17 protein-coding genes are annotated in these 21,745 nt (G+C 56.2%); 11 read left to right on the plus strand and 6 right to left on the minus strand.

Translation table 11 applies throughout. The annotated features are described in order from the left end of the window. Positions 1-12: 12 nt before the first annotated feature. The 3 genes from L6990_RS07970 to L6990_RS07980 all read left to right on the plus strand — a co-directional run bounded on the left by L6990_RS07970 (position 13) and on the right by L6990_RS07980 (position 2,787). Entirely contained in the window at positions 13-1,230 is a 1,218-nt protein-coding gene (locus tag L6990_RS07970; protein WP_237203579.1) for an acetylornithine transaminase, read from the plus strand. A 106-nt stretch (positions 1,231-1,336) separates the two neighbouring features. Further along, entirely contained in the window at positions 1,337-2,296 is a 960-nt protein-coding gene (gene argF / locus L6990_RS07975; protein WP_237203580.1) for an ornithine carbamoyltransferase, read from the plus strand. Positions 2,297-2,307: 11 nt separating this feature from the next. Further along, complete coding sequence (locus L6990_RS07980; protein WP_237203581.1) at positions 2,308-2,787, plus strand: arginine repressor; 480 nt, start codon at positions 2,308-2,310, stop codon at positions 2,785-2,787. A gap of 179 nt (positions 2,788-2,966) precedes the next feature. On the opposite strand, the gene L6990_RS07985 is transcribed toward L6990_RS07980, so the two are convergent. Continuing rightward, a complete protein-coding gene (locus tag L6990_RS07985; protein ID WP_237203582.1) occupies positions 2,967-3,356 on the minus strand; it encodes an ankyrin repeat domain-containing protein in 390 nt (129 codons plus the stop codon). A gap of 147 nt (positions 3,357-3,503) precedes the next feature. Between L6990_RS07985 and L6990_RS07990 the strand changes: the two genes are divergently transcribed. Continuing rightward, positions 3,504-5,063, plus strand: a complete 1,560-nt coding sequence (locus L6990_RS07990; protein WP_237203583.1) for an AMP-binding protein — start codon at positions 3,504-3,506, stop codon at positions 5,061-5,063. Between the two features lie 31 nt (positions 5,064-5,094). Here L6990_RS07990 and L6990_RS07995 read toward each other — a convergent pair whose 3' ends face one another. The 5 genes from L6990_RS07995 to L6990_RS08015 form a co-directional block, all read right to left on the minus strand. Then, positions 5,095-6,333, minus strand: coding sequence for a glycerate kinase family protein (locus tag L6990_RS07995; protein ID WP_237203584.1), 1,239 nt, complete (start codon positions 6,331-6,333; stop codon positions 5,095-5,097). Positions 6,334-6,454: 121 nt separating this feature from the next. After that, positions 6,455-7,972 (minus strand): SLC13 family permease, encoded by a 1,518-nt coding sequence (locus L6990_RS08000; protein ID WP_237203585.1) that lies wholly within the window; start codon positions 7,970-7,972, stop codon positions 6,455-6,457. Beyond that, entirely contained in the window at positions 7,969-8,634 is a 666-nt protein-coding gene (locus L6990_RS08005; protein ID WP_237203586.1) for a response regulator transcription factor, read from the minus strand. Before L6990_RS08005 ends, L6990_RS08000 begins: the two co-directional genes overlap by 4 nt. Positions 8,635-8,637: 3 nt before the next feature. Then, a complete protein-coding gene (locus tag L6990_RS08010) occupies positions 8,638-10,245 on the minus strand; it encodes a sensor histidine kinase (protein WP_237203587.1) in 1,608 nt (535 codons plus the stop codon). Continuing rightward, on the minus strand, positions 10,199-10,606 hold the full coding sequence (locus L6990_RS08015; RefSeq protein ID WP_237203588.1) for a hypothetical protein: 408 nt from the start codon (positions 10,604-10,606) through the stop codon (positions 10,199-10,201). Before L6990_RS08015 ends, L6990_RS08010 begins: the two co-directional genes overlap by 47 nt. Before the next feature lie 225 nt (positions 10,607-10,831). On the opposite strand from L6990_RS08015, the gene L6990_RS08020 reads away from it, so the two are divergent. The 7 genes from L6990_RS08020 to tyrS all read left to right on the plus strand — a co-directional run bounded on the left by L6990_RS08020 (position 10,832) and on the right by tyrS (position 21,361). After that, complete coding sequence (locus tag L6990_RS08020; protein WP_237203589.1) at positions 10,832-12,034, plus strand: argininosuccinate synthase; 1,203 nt, start codon at positions 10,832-10,834, stop codon at positions 12,032-12,034. Positions 12,035-12,154: 120 nt separating this feature from the next. After that, complete coding sequence (gene argH / locus L6990_RS08025; protein WP_237203590.1) at positions 12,155-13,597, plus strand: argininosuccinate lyase; 1,443 nt, start codon at positions 12,155-12,157, stop codon at positions 13,595-13,597. Between the two features lie 85 nt (positions 13,598-13,682). Further along, positions 13,683-15,011, plus strand: coding sequence for a DUF2254 domain-containing protein (locus tag L6990_RS08030; protein WP_272879276.1), 1,329 nt, complete (start codon positions 13,683-13,685; stop codon positions 15,009-15,011). A gap of 105 nt (positions 15,012-15,116) precedes the next feature. Then, positions 15,117-15,668: an adenine phosphoribosyltransferase gene (locus tag L6990_RS08035; protein ID WP_237203592.1), complete on the plus strand. Its 552-nt coding sequence runs from the start codon at positions 15,117-15,119 to the stop codon at positions 15,666-15,668. A gap of 230 nt (positions 15,669-15,898) precedes the next feature. Continuing rightward, the gene (locus L6990_RS08040; RefSeq protein ID WP_237203593.1) at positions 15,899-17,515 is read left to right on the plus strand and encodes an ATP-binding cassette domain-containing protein; all 1,617 of its coding nucleotides are present in this window, start codon (positions 15,899-15,901) and stop codon (positions 17,513-17,515) included. 146 nt (positions 17,516-17,661) lie between these two features. Further along, entirely contained in the window at positions 17,662-19,938 is a 2,277-nt protein-coding gene (locus L6990_RS08045; RefSeq protein ID WP_237203594.1) for a HelD family protein, read from the plus strand. Positions 19,939-20,056: 118 nt separating this feature from the next. Further along, a complete protein-coding gene (tyrS, locus tag L6990_RS08050) occupies positions 20,057-21,361 on the plus strand; it encodes a tyrosine--tRNA ligase (protein WP_237203595.1) in 1,305 nt (434 codons plus the stop codon). Positions 21,362-21,745 lie beyond the last annotated feature (384 nt).

Consider the following 21,745-nt stretch of genomic DNA (forward strand, 5'->3'; position numbering starts at 1 on the left):
GAAGAGATAAACGTGAGCCAGCAAGACTATCTTGAAACCTATTCCACCGACCTCTTGGGTGTCTTTGGTGACCCCACCCTGGTGCTGGTACGCGGTGAGGGCTCGCGCGTCTGGGATGCAGACGGCAATCCCTACCTAGACCTGCTTGGCGGTATTGCCGTTAACGCTCTGGGCCATGCCCACCCCGCTTGGGTGAAGGCGGTGGGGGAGCAGGCTGCTACGCTGGCCCATGTTTCTAACTTTTTTACCACTCCGCAGCAGGTGGCTCTAGCCCAGCATCTGCGCGGTCTGCTGGGTGCTGAGGACGCCCGCGTCTTCTTCTGTAACTCCGGCACCGAAGCGAATGAGGCTGCCTACAAGCTGGCTCGCCGCCACGGCAACCTGCACGGTAAGGGCACCATCCTGGCGCTGGAACAGGGCTTTCACGGTAGAACCATCGGGGCTCTGAGCCTCACCCATAAGCCCGCCTACCGCCAGCCCTTCGCGCCCCTACCTGGCGGCGTCCAGCACATCCCGGCCACTCTTGAGGCGCTAGAAGAACACTTGACCGAGGACGTCGCGGCGCTGATTGTTGAGCCCATTCAGGGTGAGGCAGGGGTGCTACCTCTACCTGAAGGTTACCTGGCGCGGGCTCGTGAGTTGACCCGTCAGCACAATTCCCTGCTCATTGTTGATGAGGTGCAAACCGGCATGGGCCGTACCGGCCGCTGGTTTGAACACACCCGCGAGCTGGGCTCATGTGAACTTCCTGATGCCATCACCCTGGCCAAGGGGCTGGGCGGAGGTTTCCCGGTGGGTGCCATGATGGTGGTCGGAGCTGAAAATGCCGCAACGCTCCAGGCCGGCATGCACGGCACCACCTTTGGTGGTAACCCTTTGGCTACCGCCGCGGCACTCGCCACCCTGCAAATCATTGAGGCCGAAGGGCTGCTGGAGCATGCTGAACATATGGGAAGCTATCTGCGCCAGCAGCTCGAGAAGCTATCCGGCGTCCAAACAACCCGGGGTGCTGGTCTGCTCATCGGCATTGTTCTAGAGGAGGCAAAGACGGACGCCGGAGCCCCGCTCGCCCCCGCCTTTGTAGTGGCTGCGCGAGAATCTGGTTTCATCGTCAATGCACCCAATGAGAATACTGTGCGTCTGGCTCCAGCCCTGACTCTGAGCCAAGAAGAAGCTGATGAGTTCATCGTTGCCTTCACCCAGATTCTTGCTCAGGCCCGCCAAGCGTAAGGGCTGGGCGCCGCGCTCAAACTCACTATTCATCAAACGAATAAATATTAAAAATCATGCATATAATCGTTGGGGTGCACTCGTAGCCCCAGTAAAGGAGACCATCGTGGTACGTCATTTCCTCAAAGACACCGATCTCACCCCCGCCGAACAGGCTCGTGTGCTGAACCTTGCCGCTGAGATGAAGACAGACCGCTTTGGCTTTACCCCTCTCGCTGGGCCGCAGACAGCAGCGGTAATCTTCGATAAGACGTCTACCCGCACCCGTTTTTCCTTTCATACCGGTATCGCAGAATTGGGCGGTAACCCCCTCATCGTGAACCCGGGTGAAGCACAAATCGGGCATAAAGAAAGCGTTTCAGACACGGCTAAAGTCATTAGTCGAATGGTCTCAACCATCATCTGGCGCACCTTTGAACACAGTGGTCTTGAAGAAATGGCGCAGCACTCTACCGTGCCGGTCATCAACGCTCTTTCCGATGACTACCACCCCTGCCAGATCCTTGCTGATCTACTGACGGTACGTGAGCACCTCGGGGAGCTGGCGGGTAAAATCATGGTCTACCTGGGGGATGCCGCCAACAACATGGCTAACTCCTACCTCCTGGGTGGGGCTACCGCCGGCATGCACGTGCGCGTAGCCGGCCCGTCCAGCTACCTACCCGCCCCCGAGGTGGTAGCAGAAGCAGAAGCCCGTGCCCAGCAAACCGGCGGGTCAATCCTGGTTACCACCGACCCCGCAGAAGCCCTCGCTGGGGCTGATGTAGTCATTACCGATACCTGGGTCTCTATGGGGCAGGAAGACCAAAAAGAGGCCCGCGCTCAGATCTTCAAGCCCTATACCGTAGATACCGCAGCGATGGGCCAGGCAGCTAAGGACGCTATCTTCTTGCACTGCCTGCCAGCCTACCGCGGCTTCGAAGTCACCGCAGAAGTTATTGACGGGCCTGTTTCGGTTGTCTTTGACGAGGCAGAAAACCGCCTTCACGCTCAAAAAGCGCTCATAGCCTTCCTCCTGGCAGAATCTGGCCTAGCCGCCGATTACCGCACAGCTCTTACTCACTAGAAAGAACATTAATGGCGATTCCTTCCACCAAAACTGCCCGCCAGGCTCGCATCATCGAGCTGCTGCAAACCCACCGGGTGCGCTCGCAAGCTGACCTAGCGCAGCTGCTCACCGATGACGGTCTTAAGGTTACTCAAGCCACCCTCAGCCGCGATCTCGTTGAAATTGGTGCTGAGCGGGTACGCGATGAAAAATCTGGGCTAATCTACGCAGTACCCAACCACCCTGTGCGTCGCAGTGCCCAGGACGGCCCGGACGCTCGGTTGGTGGGGCTCTTCAAGGAGTTGCTGGTTACGGCTGAGGCTTCAGCCAACCTGGTGATCCTGCGTACCCCGCCCGGGGCGGCGCAGTTCCTCGCATCTGCTATCGACCAGGCTGGCCTTGAACCGTTGCTCGGCTCCATTGCCGGTGATGATACGGTCATGGTTATCACTCGTGATCCCCTCGGGGGTGAAGGGGTGGCTGAGCTCTTCCTCAGCTGGGCGGCATAGGGCTACTTAGTTAGATTCAAGCGGGCATGGTTGAAGCCTGATGACCCTCTTACAGTGCGGGCCCCGGCTCAGCTACTTAGCTGAGCCGGAGCCCGCACTGCAATTCACGCCAGACCCGAGCCAGCAGGCTTTATTCATGCCCACTTGCCTATCAGGTCTATTCCCTCGCGGTAGAAGGGTTAGCTGAAGAGTTTTTGCATGTCGTCTAGCTCGAAGAACTGGGCGACCTGAGCTGGGGTTTGGGTGCCCAGGGTTTCGTCTGCTCCGGCGTCCAGAAGCATGCGGGCGATGGGGAGGTTGTTGCGGAAGACCGCGCAGACCAGGGCAGTTTGCCCCCGGTCGTTGAGCCGATCCAAATCAGCGCCTTCGTTGATGAGGATCTGTACCAGGTCGGTGTGCTGGTGGTAGGCAGCAAGAATGAGCAGAGTGTCGCCTTTGGCGTTGGTGAGGTCAACGGGCACGCCCTGGTCGAAAAGTGACTTGAGAGCTACCGGCTTATTGTCCCGGGCTAGATCGAAAACCGAGTTAAGGAATTCGTGTTCTGTCTCGGTGAGGGCGTTATCTGTCATGCCTATACTTTGGCAGATAGCTTTACACTGCGCAAACCTGTCGGCACTTTTCCAGCAGTCTGTCTGATTGTGCCGCCGTGTTCACAGGGCTTTGTCCACACTTTGTGGGAAGATATTGTCCCAAGCAGGTTGGCTAACCGAAAGGGTATGATGACTCAGTCTTTGACCTCTGAACCTACCGAGCAGAGTAATCTCTGTTTTTTGCTGACCCGGCAGGCATCTTCGCGGGACGTGGCCTTGCAATGGGAAGGCGGCCAGCTAACCTATCAAGAGCTGGTAGGCAAGGTTGACGTTGCACGCCGGTGGCTGGTTGATAGGGGAGTAGGCCACGGTGATCGTGTAGCTCTTGCCCTGCCCAATGTGCCTCAGATGGTGGCTCTTTACTATGCCACGCTTGCTCTGGGCGCGATTGCTGTGCCGCTGCATCCGCTTTTGTCAGCCCGCGAGGTTCAATACCAGGTGCAGGACGCCGATGCCCGGCTACTGGTGGTTTGGGCAGGTACCCGAGTAGCCGGTGAGTTGGCTGACCTTGATATGACAGCGGTTAATGGAGGTCTTAGTGCTGTTGAGGTTATTGATGGCAACCTAATTTTTGAGGGTAAGGCAGAAACGCTCTTTAGACCCTGCGCTGTCGATGCTGATGCTCCCGCCGTCCTGCTCTATACTTCTGGTACAACCGGCCAGCCTAAGGGTGCAACCCTAAGCCACGCCAATATGCTTTCTAACGCCCGTTCCTGTGCTCAGGTTTTTGGTTTTAAACCAACAGATACCATCTTCGGTGGGCTTCCCCTTTTTCACGCTTTTGGGCAGACCGTATCGATGAATGCAGTGTTTGCTGCTGGAGCCAGCATTGCCCTGCTACCCCGTTTTACTCCCCAGGGTGCTGCGGCTTTGTGTGCAGATACTGGGGTCACTGTTTTTGCGGCGGTGCCCTCCATGTACAGCGCTATAGCTAACCACCTGGAAACAGATACTGCACTTGCGGATCGGCTGAGAGGCTCTCTACGGTTCGGTATTTCCGGAGGGGCAGCCTTGCCGTCCTCTGTCCACGCTGATATTGACCGCTTAGTTAGCTTTCCCGTCTATGAAGGCTATGGGCTGAGTGAAACGTCCCCGGTAGTGTCTTTTAATCAGGTTGAATTTGGCCTGGTTATCGGTTCGGTGGGCCGCCCCCTGCCCGGTGTCCTGGTTGAGGTCCGTGACGAGCAGGGGCATCCGCTGGGTATAGACCAGCCGGGGCAGCTGTGGGTCAGCGGCCCTAATGTGATGACCGGTTACTGGCAGAACGCTGAGGCTAACAAGACGGTATTTGACGGTGATTGGTTTGCAACGGGGGACGTGGCCAGACTAGATAGTGAGGGCAATATCTACATTGTGGACCGTCTCAAGGACATGATTTTGCGCAATGGTAACAGCGTCTACCCTCGTGAAATTGAGGATGTTCTCTACACCCACCCGCAGGTCAGCTTGGCTGCTGTGGTGGGCAAGGCCGACCTGGAGGTGGGTGAAGAGATAGTGGCGGTCATCGTGCCTCGCACTGCGGATCTGACCGAGGATGAAAGTGATGAGCTTGTTGCTGAACTTGATGACCTATGCCGTCAGCAACTCGCTTCCTACAAGTACCCCCGAAGTTTCCTGCTGCGTTCAGAGCTGCCCCTTGGCCCCACCGGTAAGATTCTCAAGCGGCAGCTAGCTGCCTCACTGTAGAAATCTTGCCGATCTGCTCAGTTGCTCGGTCTTAGGCGGCTGCTTTCAGGCTTCGGTTCTGCATGGAAGCGCTGAGCGATGCTCCCAACAGGATCATTCGGAAGCAGCGCTCGGTTGAATTGGTGAGCAGTTCTTCACCATTTTCTAGGGCATCATCCAGATCCATGGGCAGGGGCATGATGCTGGCAAAGGCGTCAATACCGGCATCGTGAACTCGGTAGGCTTTCTCTCCAATGGAGCCGGCGAGGGCGAGCACGGGGACTCCCTCTACCTGGGCTCGAGCGGCAATTTCTGCGGGAACTTTGCCCCTGGGCGTCTGGTAGTCGATAGCACCCTCTGCCGTCACCACCAGGTCAGCTTGCTGGATTTCTGCATTGACGCTGAGCCCGGCTAATCCTGAATCAATCAAGGCTTCAAAACGTGGGGTAAGTTCTGCTCCGATTAGGGCAAGTCCCGCCCCCAGGCCTCCGGAGGCACCGGTTCCTGCTCCCGTATGAAAATTCGTAGATACTCTATCGCCGGTCATCTCATTCTGGGTACGCTCCAGAAGGTTAGCCCAGTGGGTCAGCGCCTGATCCAGTTCTTCAACCTGCTGGGGGCTGGCACCTTTTTGAGGGCCAAAGACGCGGGCTACGCCCTTGGGGCCGGTCAGGATGTTGTGCTGATTGAGGGCAAGTACGATTCGAACCTGGGAAAGGCGTGGATGCAAGCCGCTGTAGTCGATGCGCTCAGCGCTGGATAGATTAGCTCCGCCAAGCTGCACTTCCTGACCGTCGGCGTCCAGAATTTTGGCACCCAAAGCAGAAAGGGCACCGGCTCCGCCATCTGAGGTCCCTGAATCTCCGCAACCCACCAAAATGGTGTGCACGTCCTGGTTTGAGAGTGCAGCAGCAATCGTTTCTCCGACCCCGTAGGTGGTGGTGGCCCCGGGGTTCCTCATATCTTTGGGGACCAGGGAGAGCCCGGCAGCAGCCGCCATCTCTACCACAGCAGTTCCGCGCTGGGCCCCTCCTAATAGGGCGTAATGGGAGTGGACCTGCTTTCCCACAGGCCCGGTGACTTCAAGCGACACCAGGCTACCACCGGTTGAGGACGCTAGAAGTTTGGCGGTTCCTTCTCCGCCATCGGGGATGGGCATGGCCACGGTATTGACGCCGGGGATAACCCTGCGGATACCTGCTGCGATAGCGTCGGCTACAATATCGGCGTCAAGGCTACCTTTGAAGCCAGAGGGGGCGATGAGGATTCGCTGGGGAATGGACATGGTCATGATAGTTCTCCTTAGGGTGAGGCACTGCTGCGTTAGATGAAGCGTTTTTGGGTGCAAGCATCTGAGCTAGTGGTGCCACTAGGTCTTTTACTGTTGTGAAAATTAGGTTGGATGGTGTGGTCTAGGTGTAGAGGGGTAGACCCAAAATGGGCCAGATGAAGAAAGAAAATAGTGCAATCAGCGCGGCGTGTAGGGGAGCAAGCCAGGCACTGAGTTTGAGGAGGTCTGCCGGAGTGTAGGTTGGTTTTCCATCGACATTGGCAAAGAGGGCAACCGGTTTAGCGCTGGAGGTGAGGGTGTGGCAGAAGCCTGCCGCAGCGGTTGAGATAAAGGCTGCTGCCACCGGATTCACCCCTAGCGGCAGAGCCGCAGTGATAATGAGGGGAATGAGCACGGCGCTACGAGCACTTCTGGACTGAATGACCAGGTGAGCTGCAGTTGAAATCAGAATCACCATAAGCACGAAGATGGCTGCTCCGCTCGAACCCAGTTGGCCCACGGGGGCAAAGAGAGATTCAGCTAGCCAGCTGGCGGCACCTGAGTCTGCTAGGCCGGTTCCGATGGCTAGGGTTGCTGCCATGAAGAGCAGCATGGGCCAGGGGGCTTTTTTAAGAGCTGCACCCATCTTGATTGAACTAACCCCCGGGGCGGTGGCCGCCAGGGCGCCTAGAACCGCTACGATTACGGGTGCCAGTCCGTGCAGAGCTTCGGTACACCAGAGAAGTACAGCCACCAAGAGGACCAGGGCAATGTTCCTTTCGGACGGTGTGAGCGGCCCCCGGACCGGGGTGCCTGACTCTTGCTCAAAATCAGCAACCGTAACTTCGATGGGGTCCTGTTCCTTTCGAGGTGGGCCAAAGAGTCGTAGAACAAGCTCAGTAACGACCAAAGAGGCCAACAGACCTAGACCTGAGCCCAGGATCATCCACTCTAAAAAGCCAATGGTTTCCAGACCGTAGGCGGTCAGAATCTCAGAGGTGACCAGGTGGGCGCCAGCACCGATGAAGGACGCTACGGCTGAGACTAGGATGCTGGCCGGGGCTAGAATTCCAAGAGCTTTCACCAGCGCAGGGCGGTCACCGAGAGAATCTGCCAGGGTCTGGTAGATAGGTAGAGCAAGCGCCGCGCGTCCAGAAGGTGAAGGTACCAAGTACACGGTCAGAAAGAGAGCAACGTTGAAAAGGTAGGCCAGCTGCCTGGGTGTCCGGGCACGGGAGACCAATTGGGCTGTCAACCTGCGGGTGAGACCGGAGGCTGTGAGCACCTGAGCAATAACTACAGCAGCGACCAGCAGCCACACTGCTGAAGTTCCCAGGGACGCAGTGAGCTGCTCTGCTGAGATGATGCCGGTCAGCACCAGGGCAACAGCGGCTGCCAGAGACACATAGGTATCGGTCAGCGGGCTAAACACCCATGCCCAGATTGCAATGATAAAAATGCTCAGGGCTAGTGCTCCCTGAAGGCTGAGCGAGGCAGAACTAAAACCAGCCCAGGCTACCGCAGTCACCAGGGCAACGGCGCCAGCCAACGAAAGAACTAATCGACCGGTGATGAAACTAGGTTTAATCTGCTCTAGGGGAGCGGTCACCGGCAGGCTTTCTTCGGGGCGTGCTTGAGAGGAATAAAGCAGCTTGCTCATACAAATCGGTATCCTGCCCCTCGGACGGTCACAATATAGTCCTCGCCAATTTTCTTGCGTAATGCCCTGATATAGACATCAACGATGTTGGAGTTGGGGTCGAAGTCCACACCCCAGACCTGCCCCAGGAGTTGCTCGCGTGAGAGCACCTGGTTTTTGTGGCGCATCAGGGTTTCCAAGAGGGCAAATTCTCGCGTGGTGAGCTCTGCTGACTGGCCCGCTACCGAGACCTGGCGGCTCAAAATATTGAGCACTAGATCGCGGTGGGTGAGCTGGGAGGTCGGGGCTGGGTCATCGGTGGCTGTATCGCGAAGACGCAGTCTAATACGAGCAATGAGCTCAGCGAACTGGAAAGGCTTGGTCATATAGTCATTTGCGCCGTTTTCCAGACCTTCTAAGGTATCGGAGACTGAGTCTCGGGCAGTGAGCATGATAATGGGGGTCTTTAGACCCTCGGCGCGTAGTGCTCTCATGATGGAAAACCCATCCATTCCGGGCAGCCCAACATCGAGGATAATCAGGTCAAAATTTCCCACCTTGGCCAGAGCGTAAGCGCTGCGGCCCTCATCAATTAATGTTGAGGTGTAACCGGCTGATTTCAGTCCCTTAACGATGAAGGACGAGATACGCGGGTCATCTTCAACAATGAGGATGTGGCTCATCGGTTAGCTCTTTTCTGGTTCGTTCTGAGGTGGGTATGTTGCGGTAATGGTCTGGGGCTTTTTTGGGACGAGTGGGGCAGGGAGGCTGATGCCAAAAATTGAGCCGGGGCCGTCTTCTGGCGCCGCGATCCATACCCCACCGCCGTGGGTCTCTGCTATTGTTCGAACGATAGCTAGACCCAAACCCGCTCCCACTGAGTGCTGCTTGGCAGTGGCAGGGTTTTTAGCATTATTGCGCCTAAACCGCTCAAAGAGGGTTGAAGCGTCCTCGGGGCTAACGCCTGGGCCGCGATCCTGCACCCACAGTTTCAGCTGTCGTTCACTGTCTTGACCAGTAAATTCTGATCCGATGATAATTGGGCTTCCTTTGGGGCTGTACTGGGCCGCATTGGCCGCGAGCTGAATCATGGCCTGAGTGATGCGTTGTTCATCCAGGGTGACCTCTCCCTCAGCGATATCAGCGATAATCCAACGGTGGTTGGCAAAAACCTGGACCTTAGAATCTAGGGAAATCATGAGTTCAGAAACTTCAGCGGGGTGAGGCTGAACGAAGTTTGGACGTTCTGACTTAGCCAGGGTTAAGAGGTCCGCTACGATTCGTCCCATACGCTCTAACTCATCATCTACCAGGAGCAGAGTCTGTTCTTGTTCCGGAGTACGCTCCATGAGTTCAAGGTGACCGCGCACAATGGTGATGGGGGTGCGCAGTTCGTGGCTGACATCGTCCATGAACTGTCGTTCGGTGATTGCTGCTTCTTCGAGACGGTCAAGCATCTGGTTGAAGGTATGGCTCATGGCTGCCACGTCATCGTCTCCTTTCACCGTTACTCGGCCGCTAAAATCCTTGTCGTTGATGTGCTCAGCAACCTGGCGGAGGTTACGGATGGGTTTGGTGATCTGTGTGGCGATGAGCCAGGACACCAAGAGGGTAAAGGCGAGGCCAGCAACTCCGACCCAGATCATGATAATGACGGTGCGCTGGACTTCTTCTAGCTCGGGCTGAATGTACTCCAGAACCAGCAGGTGACCTGTCGTGGTACCTTCATCGGTTTGCAGCTCAACGGCGACCTTGCCCCAGTGCACCGGTCCAGCAGGTGTTTGTTCAATACCCGAGTTGGAGGGGTTTTCTCTGAGCCCGGCGAGCAGAGCCTGATCCTGGTGTAGGCGGTACCCGGTGGTTTGGGCGTAGTGGTCCTGTTCTTCAAGGAAAATAATCTGATTGGGAGTGAGACCAATCAGTTGCTCCCGGTAGCCTGAGTACTGCCGGGTCACATAGGAACCCAGCATGCCTTCAAGTGTTTCAAAGGGTCTGGCTGTTTGCGGGTTGACCCCAATTTGTGCAAAGTTACGGAACTCGGCGATTTCACTCTCGGTGCTGGAATTAGCTGCCCTTGCGACATCGCTAATCAGTATTTCGCGCACCGTAAAGATGAGTCCGGTAATGATGAAGCTGGTGAGCAGAAAAGTCCAAGCAACGATGCGCAAGCGTACCGATCCGCTGCGTCCAGCATGCGGTGAGCTGGAGCGACGCTTACCTGAGGTAGAGCGGAGGCGCTGCTTGGGCCTAATCATCATCGTCGTCCCAATCATCGTCGTCCCAATCGTCATCATCCCAGTCATCATCACCGGCTGGGTAGTGCTGCGGTGCAGGTGCTGGGGGTAGAGGCTGTTCAACATAGGCAGGCGCTGGAACCACAGCTGCAGGTGCTGGCGCTACCTCTTCAGCCGGCTGAGGCTGTTCTTCTACGGCGGGTACCTCCTGATGACCAGTGTCCTCTGCCTCATCGTCATCTGCTGCTGAGGGGGAGTCACTGGGAGAGGGGCTTGCCGCGGGCGTGCTCTTGACATCAAGCACCACAGGCTCGTCATCAATCTGGGGAGTAGCACTGTTGAAAGAAGTGACTAGGGCCAAGGTCGTGACGATGCCAGCCAGTAGGAGCACCAGCAGGCCAAAGGCGTATTTCTTGAACATATTTCTAGTGTGTACTGTCTTTATAAAAGTTTTGTGAGTCCTGCATTAATGTTTTTTAATAAAAGGCTCTTTTTGCGACTTAGCCCTAGGTAGAGTTGTCTTTGGTCATGAGGCGTGGCTGATGCCCAACGTCCGCATCGTGGCAGTGTTTGAATAATTATGTTTATACGTGCATAATTATTTATAGAGAAGCGGTTTGTCCGCACCACACCATTTAGGAGCATCATGAAAGAGCGTATCGTTCTTGCCTATTCAGGCGGCCTTGACACCTCGGTAGCCATCGGTTGGATTGGCGAAGCCACCGGCGCAGAAGTTATCGCTGTGGCTGTAGACGTAGGCCAGGGCGGCGAAGACCTCGAGACCATCCGTCAGCGTGCCCTTGACTGCGGTGCTGTTGAAGCATACGTTGCAGACGCTCGCGACGAGTTTGCTAACGACTACTGCATGCCTGCTCTCAAAGCTAACGCTCTTTACATGGACGCTTACCCGCTGGTTTCTGCCGTCTCGCGCCCGGTTATCACCAAGCACCTGGTTGCTGCAGCTAAGCAGTTCGGTGCCACCACCGTGGCACACGGCTGCACCGGTAAGGGCAACGACCAGGTTCGTTTCGAGGTAGGCATCCAGACACTTGGCCCCGAACTCAAGTGCATCGCACCCGTTCGTGACCTCGCTCTAACCCGCGAGAAGGCTATCGATTACGCAGAGAAGAACAACCTGCCGATTGCCACCACCAAGAAGAACCCCTTCTCCATCGATCAGAACGTTTGGGGTCGCGCGGTTGAAACCGGCTTCCTGGAGGACATCTGGAATGGCCCCACCAAGGACGTCTACGACTACACCGATGACCCCGCCTTTGCTCCCGTACCGGACACCGCCGTCATCACCTTCAAGGAAGGTATCCCCGTAGCGATTGACGGACAGGTTGTCACCCCGCTGGAAGCCATCGAGATCATGAACCGCCGTGCGGGTGCCCAGGGCATCGGCCGCATCGACATCGTTGAGGACCGTCTGGTTGGCATTAAGTCCCGCGAAATCTACGAGGCACCCGGTGCCATGGCACTGATTGCAGCCCACAAGGAACTCGAAAACGTCACCATTGAGCGTGAACAGGCCCGCTTCAAGAAGACCGTAGGGCAGCGCTGGACCGAGCTGGTCTATGACGGCCAGTGGTTCTCACCGCTGAAGAAGTCACTTGACGCCTTCATCGAAGACACCCAGAAGATGGTCAACGGCGAAATTCGCCTGGACATGCACGGCGGCCGCGCCGTTGTATCGGGCCGCCGCTCAGATACCGCGCTCTACGACTTCAACCTTGCAACCTACGACGAGGGCGACAGCTTCGACCAGTCGCATGCTCGTGGTTTCATCGAGCTCTTTGGCCTCTCATCCAAGGTTGCTTCAGCCCGCGACCAGCGTCTGGGCCTCTAAGATCCTAGAGTGATTCATCCCGCCGGCCCGGCGCCGTCCCTACCCAGAAATGAAGGGGTAGGGGCAGCCGGGGCGGCTTTTGACTTATACCCCTGCTTTTACCACCGAAAGAGTTGAGATATGTCTGCTGATAAGCACGGCACAAATGACGGCGCTCTCTGGGGCGGACGCTTCGCTGGCGGCCCTTCTGACGCCCTAGCTGCCCTCTCCAAGTCAACCCAGTTTGACTGGCGTCTGGCCCCTTATGATATTGCAGGTTCTCGTGCTCACGCCCGCGTGTTGGCTAAGGCCGGTCTGCTGACTGAAGATGAGCTGACAGGCATGATCGCTGCCTTGGACCAGCTTGAAGCAGATGTGCGTAGCGGTGCTTACACCCCGGCTGAGTCTGATGAAGACGTGCACGGTTCACTGGAGAAGGGTCTTATCGAACGCGCTGGTGCTGATTTGGGCGGTAAGCTCCGTGCCGGGCGCTCGCGCAACGACCAGATTGCAACCCTGGGCCGTATGTACCTGCGTGATCACGCCTCCATCATCGCTCAGGGCGTGGTGGATACCATCGATGCGCTCATTGCCCAGTCTGAAGAGCACCCCTATGCTCCCATGCCCGGTCGCACCCACCTGCAGCACGCCCAGCCGATTTTGCTCTCCCACCAGCTACTGGCTCATGCGTGGGCTCTGTTTCGCGACCTGGACCGCCTGCTGGACTGGGACAAGCGCGCTGCTGTCTCACCCTACGGCTCGGGTGCTCTCGCCGGTTCATCTTTGGGGCTTGACCCCGAGGCTGTAGCCCAGGACTTGGGCTTCAGCTCAGCTGTCCATAATTCGATTGATGGCACTGCTTCACGCGATGTCTACGCTGAGTTCGCTTGGATCTGCGCCATGATTTCGGTGGACCTTTCCCGCATCTCAGAAGAGGTCATTATCTGGGCAACCAAAGAGTTCTCCTTCGTAAAGCTACACGATAGCTTCTCTACCGGCAGCTCGATTATGCCCCAAAAGAAGAACCCCGATATCGCTGAGCTGGCTCGCGGTAAAGCGGGCCGTCTTATCGGTGACCTGACCGGTCTGCTGGCTACCCTTAAGGCTCTGCCCCTGGCCTATAACCGTGATTTGCAAGAGGACAAGGAGCCTGTCTTTGATGCTATTGACCAGCTTGAGGTACTTCTACCTGCGGTCTCTGGCATGATTGCTACCTTGACCTTCAACACTGACCGTCTAGCTGAGCTGGCTCCTCAGGGCTTTGCCCTGGCAACCGATATCGCTGAGTGGCTGGTGCGTGAGGGAGTGCCCTTCCGTGTGGCCCACGAGCTAGCCGGTGAAGCGGTGCAGGTCTGCGAAGACAAGAACTGCGAGCTGTGGGATTTGACGGACGAGGAATACCTGGCAATTTCACCCCACCTGCATGCGGGCGTCCGCGAGGTGCTGACCGTTGAAGGCTCACTGAACTCTCGTTCTGCCCAGGGCGGTACTGCTCCTAGCGCGGTAGCAGCCCAGCTGGACGCTCTTAAGTCAGAGCTTGCACCTCAGCGTGAGTTCGCTGCCCGCCCTCAGGTTATTAGCTAGCCTGATATATAGCCAATGGTTGCCCGTAAATATTTACGGGCAACCATTTGTCCTTCAATAGCTTTCTACTCTAAGGGCGCTCTCCATGCACTTAATAGACCGTCTGAGGTCCTTTCGAGACTCTTTTGTCCTGGTCCCCACACTTTTCATTGTGGTTGGAATTAGCCTGTCCTTTGTGATGGTCTCTATTGATAGAAAAATTGGTTTCACCCTAGATGAGCCAGGCTTCTTTTTCTTCACGGTAGGGCCAGATGGGGCTCGTGGAATTCTATCGTCCATAGCCTCCACCGTTCTTTCAGTGGCAACTATGGCTTTTTCCATCACCATTTCTGTTATGAGTACGGCTAGCAGTTCCTTCGGGCCCCGACTTGTTCAGAATTTCATGTCGGATAGAGGAAACCAGATCGTCCTAGGAACGTTCACCGGTACCTTTTTGTACTGTCTCCTTGTGATGAAGACGGTGCAGAGTGGTGACAACTCTGTAACGGATGGGACGTTTGTGCCCCATCTGGCCGTTAATTTTTCGGTGGTTTTAGCGCTGGCCTGCGTGGGGATGTTGATTTACTTTATCAATCACATTGCTTCTGGCATTCAGGTCAGCACTATCGCGACAACTGTTCAAAACAAGTACCTTCGGTTAATCAACAAACGTTTCTACGATGACGTCAGCAAAGACGGCGCTGTTGAGACCTATGAAGCCGTTCTACCCGAGGGGGAATACAGTTACCCCGTCAAGTCTCAAAGCAGCGGCTATATCGTGGATATCGAACGGCTAGCACTTGCCCAGAAGATAAGAGAAGAGGACGTACTCATCCACGTTCTAGTACGCCCAGGCGATCATTTGATTGAGGGGCAGAATCTAGCGGTTATCTACTCAAACAACAGTCTGACGGAAGAGGCCCAAGAAAACCTTGCGCGCAAGGTGAGACAGTCCTACTCCATCGGCACAGCGAGGACTGAATATGATGACCTCAGGTTCCTCCAGAACCAGATTGTGGAACTGGGCGTCAGGGCACTCTCGCCTGGAACAAACGATCCCTTCACCCTTGCTAACTCAACCCATGAGTTGACGGTGGGGCTGGTTAAGGTTGCTAGAGCTGATCACGCTAGAAATGCTGTGACAGTAGATGGGGTGGTCAAGGTTCTATTTACCCCGGTCGAACCTGGCGAGCTGATTGATTCGGCTTTCAATGAGTTCAGACCCTACGCTCTTGACCACGAGCAGTCGGTCATTGATTTGTTGGCGATGGCAGGAAAAATCATTGCGTTAGGAACGAATGAAAAAGCGGTCGCAAGAGCTCGCTGGCATGCTGCATTATTGATGGAGTATTACCAAGCTTCTCAACCTCGCACCTATTCAAGCACTTTGGTATCAGATGCCTACGAGCGGTATATCGTATCTCATGATTTCTAATGTCGAGTACAAAGTCTCTGCGGTTGGTTGACCGCGTATACTGACTGTTTGGTTGTGCACTCATTGCCGTGAAGTCACCATGATTTGGAGAAGGTTGAAACTTCCATGATTAAGCCCGTTGATCCCTCACTTCCCATCGAAGAGATGATTCCTGCTGCCTGTGCGCAGATCCAGGATTACCCTAAAGAAGGCATCCTCTTCTATGATGTGACCACCCTCTTTGCTAACTCTGAGGTTTTCCGCCGAGCCATGGATGAACTGGCGGCTCGTTTTGAGGGCCAGTTCGATATTGTGGCAGGTGTTGAGGCACGCGGCTTTCTCATGGCTTCCGCTCTGGCATATATCGCTGGTACCGGTGTTATGACTGTGCGTAAGGCGGGCAAGCTGCCCCGCGATACATATATGAAGGAATACGAGCTGGAGTACGGTTCGGCTGCTATTGAAATTCACAAGGAAGACATCCCTGCTGGTACCCGTGTACTGCTGGTTGATGACCTGCTGGCAACCGGCGGTACCTTGGAGGCTGCAACCCACCTGATGAAGATGGCTGACCTTGAGGTTGCCGGTATCGGTGTGCTCCTTGAGCTGGACGGCCTGGGTGGCCGCGAGCTTTTGGCCGGTAACCGCGTTGAAGCGCTGGCATTGGTCTCTGAGTAAGACAAGCTGATAAGGACGGCCTTGCCCGGCTTTCCCTGCTAGGGGAGCGGGCGCAGCCGTCCTTTTGCTTTATCTGTTAGGGTGGTTGCTATGACAGGTATTATGAGGCCCTGGACCTGCCGCTAGCGGCAGCGAGGTCTTTATCTTTTCTCGTGTGCCGTTCACAGCTGTAAGCTGGGCGGCTTCTTGTTGCGCCCAGAAGTATTGAGGCGAAAGTATACACGAACACCATGTCGCAGGTAGCGAAAAAATCTTCTTTCCACATCAAGCTCACCAATGTTTCAGCAGTCCGTGGTGGCAGGCAGCTATTTTCGGGGCTCACCCTGACGGTGCAACAGGGTAGCCGTCTGGCACTGGTAGGTGAAAATGGCAGGGGCAAAACTACCCTGCTCCGGATTATGATGGACGAAGAACCGGATGCCGGTTCGGCCCTCAGACAGGGGAATATAGCCCTGGTAGCGCAAGGGCTCGATGCCGGTCAGGAACACACAGTCGGAGACCTTATTGCTGAATCCGCGGCTGAAGCCTTCCATGCCCTAGAGCAACTTGAAATAGCCACTCAGCTATTAGCTGATGGGGCTCCCGGAGCGGAGGCCGCCTACAGCACTGCACTTGAACGGGTCCTAGACCTGGAAGCCTGGGACGCCGACCGCAAAATTAACCTGGCACTGGAAGCACTGGATGCCTGTACGGATCGGCAACGTAAACTGTCCTCTCTTTCTGTAGGGCAACGCTACCGGGTTCGTCTGGCGGTCATGCTAGGTAGTCAACCAGATATCTTGCTGCTCGATGAGCCCACCAACCACCTGGACGCCGCTGCACTCGCCTTCCTCACCCACACGTTGAAGAGTTACCCCGGTGCCCTGGTATTGGTCAGCCACGACCGGGCCCTCTTGGCAGATATTGCTGAGACCTTTGTGGACCTGGACCCCACCATTGATGAAGTACCCTGTATTTACAGCAGCGGTTATCAGGGCTGGGCGCTGGGGAGAGAAGCTTACTGTAGGCGGTGGGAGCAGCTCTATACCCAACAGCAGGCAGAAGAAGCTCTGCTTGAAGAAGCAGTTGAGAATGCCCAGGCGAGACTGATTGATAGTTGGCGCCCGCCCAAGGGCACCGCTAAACACCAGCGGTCCACCCGCGCTGCGGGGAGTGTCCAAGCCTTTAACCGTAGGCTTGAAGACCTTGAAGCCCACCGGGTAACGGTGCCGCCACCGCCCCAGCCGCTACACTGGCCTTCGTCCGGTACCGTGGCCGGTGCGTCCTTGCTTAGGGCGCAGGGGGTCGAAGTCACCGGCAGGCTCCATCAACCGGTCAGTCTGAGCCTTGCCGGAGGGGAACGTCTGGTGATTACTGGGCCTAACGGCGCAGGTAAATCTACACTTCTTACTGTACTGGCTGGAATGCTGACACCTTCGAGGGGAGCCGTTTCCCTAGAAGCTAACGCACAACTGGCTGTTCTAACCCAGGAAATTCCGGACTGGAACCCAGCTCATACTGCCGAACAAATATTCAGGGCAGAGCTGCACCGCAGCGGTGCCCTAGCCCGGCACCAGCAGATTCCCGACCTCGCCGAGCTGGGGATTCTCGAGGCAGAAGCCCTGGATACTCAGCTGGGTAGGTTATCCCAGGGGCAACAAGGGCGCTTGCACCTGGCTCTATGCCTGGCACAGAAACCGGACGTCTTGCTGCTTGATGAACCTACCAACCACCTGTCCATGGGTCTGGTCGATCAGGTGACGGCTGCCTTTAACACGGCAGCTTCCGCAATCGCGGTGGTCACCCATGATAGACAGATGCTAGCTGACCTTGCTCACTGGCAACACCTGGAACTCAAGCCGCTGTAAGGCGGTAAGCTTGCGGCCCCTTTTTTTAGAAGGCAGGGCGCAAGCGTGTCTTTTCTGCTGATGATTCTGCCACCGGCTTTTATCGGGGTGGCTTGAGCGGGTAAACTATTGTGTCTTCCAAATCAACGTAAGGGCAGGGGCAGCACATGGCTGAGAAGCAGGAACAGGACGCAGCAACAGCTGCCTTCGAGCGGGAACTCGCAGGGGAGCGCGCCTACGTTGGCCAGCTCTACCAGCGTCTGGATCAGTTACGTGAGGTCACCGAGTCTAAGCTGCGCAGCACCCGCAAGAACCAGTCGGTGGGTAACCACCAGAATCGTTCTGAACGCGACGCCTATGCCAGCTTCTACGAGGATCGCTTGGCGCAGTACAACGCAGTCGATCACCGCCTTGCCTTCGGACGCCTGGATATGGACGATGACGCTGTGCGTTACGTGGGCAGAATTGGTCTGGCCACCGAGGACCATGAGCGCCTGCTCATCGACTGGCGTGCCCCCGAAGCGGGCACCTTCTACCAGGCAACCGCTTTCAACCGCCAGGGCGTGCGTCGCCGCCGCCACCTCATGTTAGAGCGCCGCGAGGTGACCGGTTTTGAAGACGATGTTCTAGATTCAGCCATGCTTGATGATGAGGATGCTAGCCTGCACGGTGAAGGTGCCCTATTGGCAGCGCTCAACCGCAAGCGCACCGGTCGCATGGGGGATATCGTTGCCACCATTCAGGCTGAACAGGACGCCATTATCCGTGCTGACCTTGCCGGGGTTCGCGTCGTCCAGGGCGGCCCCGGTACCGGTAAGACGGCTGTGGCTCTGCACCGCGCCGCCTACTTGCTCTATACCTTCAGAGAACGCCTGAACAATTCGGGTGTGCTGGTGGTTGGCCCTTCATCCTCCTTCATGTGGTACATCGAGCGTGTGCTCCCTTCCCTGGGCGAAACCGGCGTCGTGATGTCCTCACTTGCAACCCTCTACCCGGGCCTCCGCGCTGTGCCTGAGACTGATCCGGCAGTTGCCCGCGTTAAGGGTGATTTACGCATGGCTGAGGTCATTAAGAAAGCGGTTGCTGACCGCCAAAAAGTGCCGGCTGCTCCCGTCCGTATGGCCGTCGACTCTATGGACATCACCCTTAGCCCCAAGCTGGTCAAGCATGCCCGTGCTACCGCTCGGTCTACCGGTAAAACCCACAACGAGGCGCGTGAAACCTTCGTCAAGGTTTTGCTTAAGGAGCTAACCCGGCAGCTCAACGAGAAACTGGACGCCGCTGCCGGGCACGCTGTTGACCGCCCCTACCTGGAAGAAGACGTTCGTAACTCTATGGACGTCCGCCGTGCCATCAATCTGGCCTGGATGCCCCTGTCACCTGAGACCCTGGTGCGCTCGCTGTTTTCAAAGCCCGAGTACCTGGCCTCTGCTACTCAGGGCATTCTGACCGACGCTGAACGGCAGGTATTAGTACGCCCTGCAGATCAGCCTTTCACCGAGTCTGATGTCCCTCTGCTAGATGAAGCAGCCGAACTTTTGGGTGACTTCTCTAAGGTCACTGGTGCCGCTGCCGCCCAGCGTGCTGAGGCTGCCCACCAGGCAAACCTAGAGAATGCCCGCAAGGCACTGGAGAACGTTAACCAGCAGTTGGAAGATATCGGTGTGGATGGCGTCATCACCGCTGAGCAAATTGCTGAACTTAACGAAGAAACCGGTGAACGTATGACGGCAGCCCGTGCTGCTAAGAGCGACCGTACCTGGGCTTACGGGCATGTGGTCATCGACGAGGCTCAGGAGCTTTCTGCTATGCAGTGGCGTTTGCTGATGCGTCGATGCCCCATGAAGTCGTTTACCGTGGTGGGCGATATTGCTCAGGCGTCCAGCGCTGCGGCAGCTTCCTCCTGGGCGCAGGCTCTAGAGCCTTTTGTCGGTGAGCGTTTCCACCTGGATGAACTGACCGTCAATTACCGCACCCCTGCCCAGATTTCGGACGCCGCGGTGTCAGTGGCACGGGCTGCCGGCCTTGAGATTAGCGCCCCTCGAGCGATTCGTGAGGGTAACTGGTCGCCGTCTGCTCGCGTTGTGGGGGCTGAGAACCTCATTCAGAGCGTTGTTGCTACCGTGAGCGAAGAGGTCGCTCAGGCCGGGGGAGGACTTATCGGTGTCATCGTTGCCGATTCCCGTTACCGTCAGGTTGCCTCTGCGATTTCAACTGCTCACAGCGGTAATACGGGCACTTCAAAATCTGCCCTTGAGCATCAGATTCTGGTGCTCACTCCCTGGGAGGCCAAGGGCTTGGAGTTCGACGTGGTGATTATCGTTGAACCCATGGACCTTATTGAAGCGGCCAACGGTTCGGTGGGCGATCTTTATGTGTCTATGACAAGGCCTACTCAGCGTCTACACCTGATTGCTGGAACCGATCTGCCTGCCGGTCTCTAAAACTTCTCACAGAGAGAAAGCCACTGCCTACCGTTACCGCGTGCTTCTGCGCAACTGGTAACTTTAAGGGCAGTGGCTTTTGCTACCCCCCCCTTATTCACACTAAACAGGAGTAACCGTGTCTGAAGAGACTCTTGCAGCTCAGCACAACGATGATTCCTTCGCCAACGTTTGGCAGGAATTGAAGTGGCGTGGCCTTGTGCACGTCAGCACCGATGAAGAAGCGCTGGAAAAGGCCCTGAGCGAAGAGTCCATCAATTTCTATATCGGTTATGATCCCACTGCCGCCTCCTTGCACCTGGGGCACCTGGTGCAGCTTTTGCTGATGCGACGCCTGCAGCTAGCAGGCCATAATCCCTTCGGCCTAGTGGGCGGTGCCACCGGTCTAATTGGTGACCCCCGTCAGACTTCCGAGCGCGTGCTGAACTCCCGCGACGTTGTTGAGGGGTGGGTCGATCGTCTGCGCGGTCAGATTGAACGCTTCCTTTCCTTTGAAGGTGAGCATGCAGCCCGCATGGTTAATAACCTGGAGTGGACCAGCGAACTGTCTGCCATCGACTTCCTGCGTGAAATCGGCAAGAACTTCCGTGTGGGCACCATGATCAAGAAAGAGATCGTGGCTAAGCGCCTGAACTCAGACGAGGGTATCTCTTACACCGAGTTTTCCTACCAGATTCTTCAGGGCAATGACTTCCTGGAACTCAACCGTCGCTACGACATCTCCCTGCAGTGCGGTGGCTCAGACCAGTGGGGCAACCTAACTTCAGGCACCGAGCTGGTGCGCAAGGTAGAAGGCAAGTCCGTTCACGCTATGGGTACCCCGCTCATCACTAATTCAGATGGCACTAAATTCGGTAAGTCAGAGGGCAACGCTATTTGGCTGGACCCTGAGATGTGCTCACCTTACGCTTTCTACCAGTTCTGGCTAAACACTGCTGATGCGGACGTCGCTGATCGTCTCAAGGTCTTTACCTTCAAGACTCGTGAGGAAATTGCTCAGCTGCAGAAGTCAGTAAAAGAAGAACCTTTCAAGCGTCTTGCCCAGAAGACCTTGGCCTACGACGTTACCTCCTTGGTCCATGGCGTGGACGCTACCGAAAAGGTTATTGCTGCATCCGAGGCACTTTTCGGTAAGGGAGATTTCGCTACACTTGATGAAGCAACTCTGAAGGCGGCAACCGCTGAGTTGCCTCATGCTGTTTTGAGCCGGGATCAGCTGGACATGATTACTGTCTTGATCGAGACGGGGCTGGCAGAGTCTAAGTCTGCAGCTCGCCGCACCCTTAAAGAAGGTGGCGCAGCGATCAACAACGTTAAGGTACAGGGTGAGGACGCCGCCTTGGCAGAGTCCGATCTGCTATTAGGTAAGTACGCTGTGGTCCGCCGCGGCAAGAAGAACATGGCAATGGTAGAGGTTGCCTAGTACCTTGAAAAATTCAAGAATCTGAATTCCCGTGGGTGGGAGCAGGCTATAGCCTGCTCCCACCCATATTGTTTTTGAAGAAGTGATCGCTGTTAATGAACTGAATCATGAAAAAGGGTGCCCTATGGCGCTCAAACCGTGGAGTAGAAAAATTTTCAAAAATATTTTTAGGGCGTTTAACTCTGTGTTCACTAGGTGATATATAAGGTTATGTTCTCTAAAAGTAGCCTGCATCACCGCAATGGGGTGCAGGTCAGGTTGCGCCCCTGTTTGAACCTGCGTAAAGTATTACCAGTCGCCGCGGCACAGGGAGAAAAACCCGAGAGCCACGGGCCGACAAAACGCCTAATCACATAGTGTTTCCCACTGCTTGAAGAACAAGAG

The sequence above is a fragment of the Rothia endophytica genome (assembly GCF_928381505.1).
Classification (GTDB): Bacteria; Actinomycetota; Actinomycetes; order Actinomycetales; family Micrococcaceae; genus Rothia; species Rothia endophytica_A.

What these genes read in the sequence shown, in the direction of transcription:
- L6990_RS07990 (WP_237203583.1), top strand. Translation starts at nt 3,504, where the DNA reads ATGATGACTCAGTCTTTGACCTCTGAACCTACCGAGCAGAGTAATCTC.
- L6990_RS08035 (WP_237203592.1), top strand. Translation starts at nt 15,117, where the DNA reads ATGATTAAGCCCGTTGATCCCTCACTTCCCATCGAAGAGATGATTCCT.
- L6990_RS08000 (WP_237203585.1), bottom strand. Translation starts at nt 7,972, where the DNA reads ATGAGCAAGCTGCTTTATTCCTCTCAAGCACGCCCCGAAGAAAGCCTG.
- L6990_RS07985 (WP_237203582.1), bottom strand. Translation starts at nt 3,356, where the DNA reads ATGACAGATAACGCCCTCACCGAGACAGAACACGAATTCCTTAACTCG.
- argH (WP_237203590.1), top strand. Translation starts at nt 12,155, where the DNA reads ATGTCTGCTGATAAGCACGGCACAAATGACGGCGCTCTCTGGGGCGGA.
- L6990_RS08010 (WP_237203587.1), bottom strand. Translation starts at nt 10,245, where the DNA reads ATGATGACGATTGGGACGACGATGATTGGGACGACGATGATGATTAGG.
- L6990_RS07995 (WP_237203584.1), bottom strand. Translation starts at nt 6,333, where the DNA reads ATGACCATGTCCATTCCCCAGCGAATCCTCATCGCCCCCTCTGGCTTC.
- L6990_RS07980 (WP_237203581.1), top strand. Translation starts at nt 2,308, where the DNA reads ATGGCGATTCCTTCCACCAAAACTGCCCGCCAGGCTCGCATCATCGAG.
- L6990_RS08045 (WP_237203594.1), top strand. Translation starts at nt 17,662, where the DNA reads ATGGCTGAGAAGCAGGAACAGGACGCAGCAACAGCTGCCTTCGAGCGG.
- L6990_RS08020 (WP_237203589.1), top strand. Translation starts at nt 10,832, where the DNA reads ATGAAAGAGCGTATCGTTCTTGCCTATTCAGGCGGCCTTGACACCTCG.
- L6990_RS08030 (WP_272879276.1), top strand. Translation starts at nt 13,683, where the DNA reads ATGCACTTAATAGACCGTCTGAGGTCCTTTCGAGACTCTTTTGTCCTG.
- L6990_RS08015 (WP_237203588.1), bottom strand. Translation starts at nt 10,606, where the DNA reads ATGTTCAAGAAATACGCCTTTGGCCTGCTGGTGCTCCTACTGGCTGGC.
- L6990_RS08005 (WP_237203586.1), bottom strand. Translation starts at nt 8,634, where the DNA reads ATGAGCCACATCCTCATTGTTGAAGATGACCCGCGTATCTCGTCCTTC.
- L6990_RS08040 (WP_237203593.1), top strand. Translation starts at nt 15,899, where the DNA reads ATGTCGCAGGTAGCGAAAAAATCTTCTTTCCACATCAAGCTCACCAAT.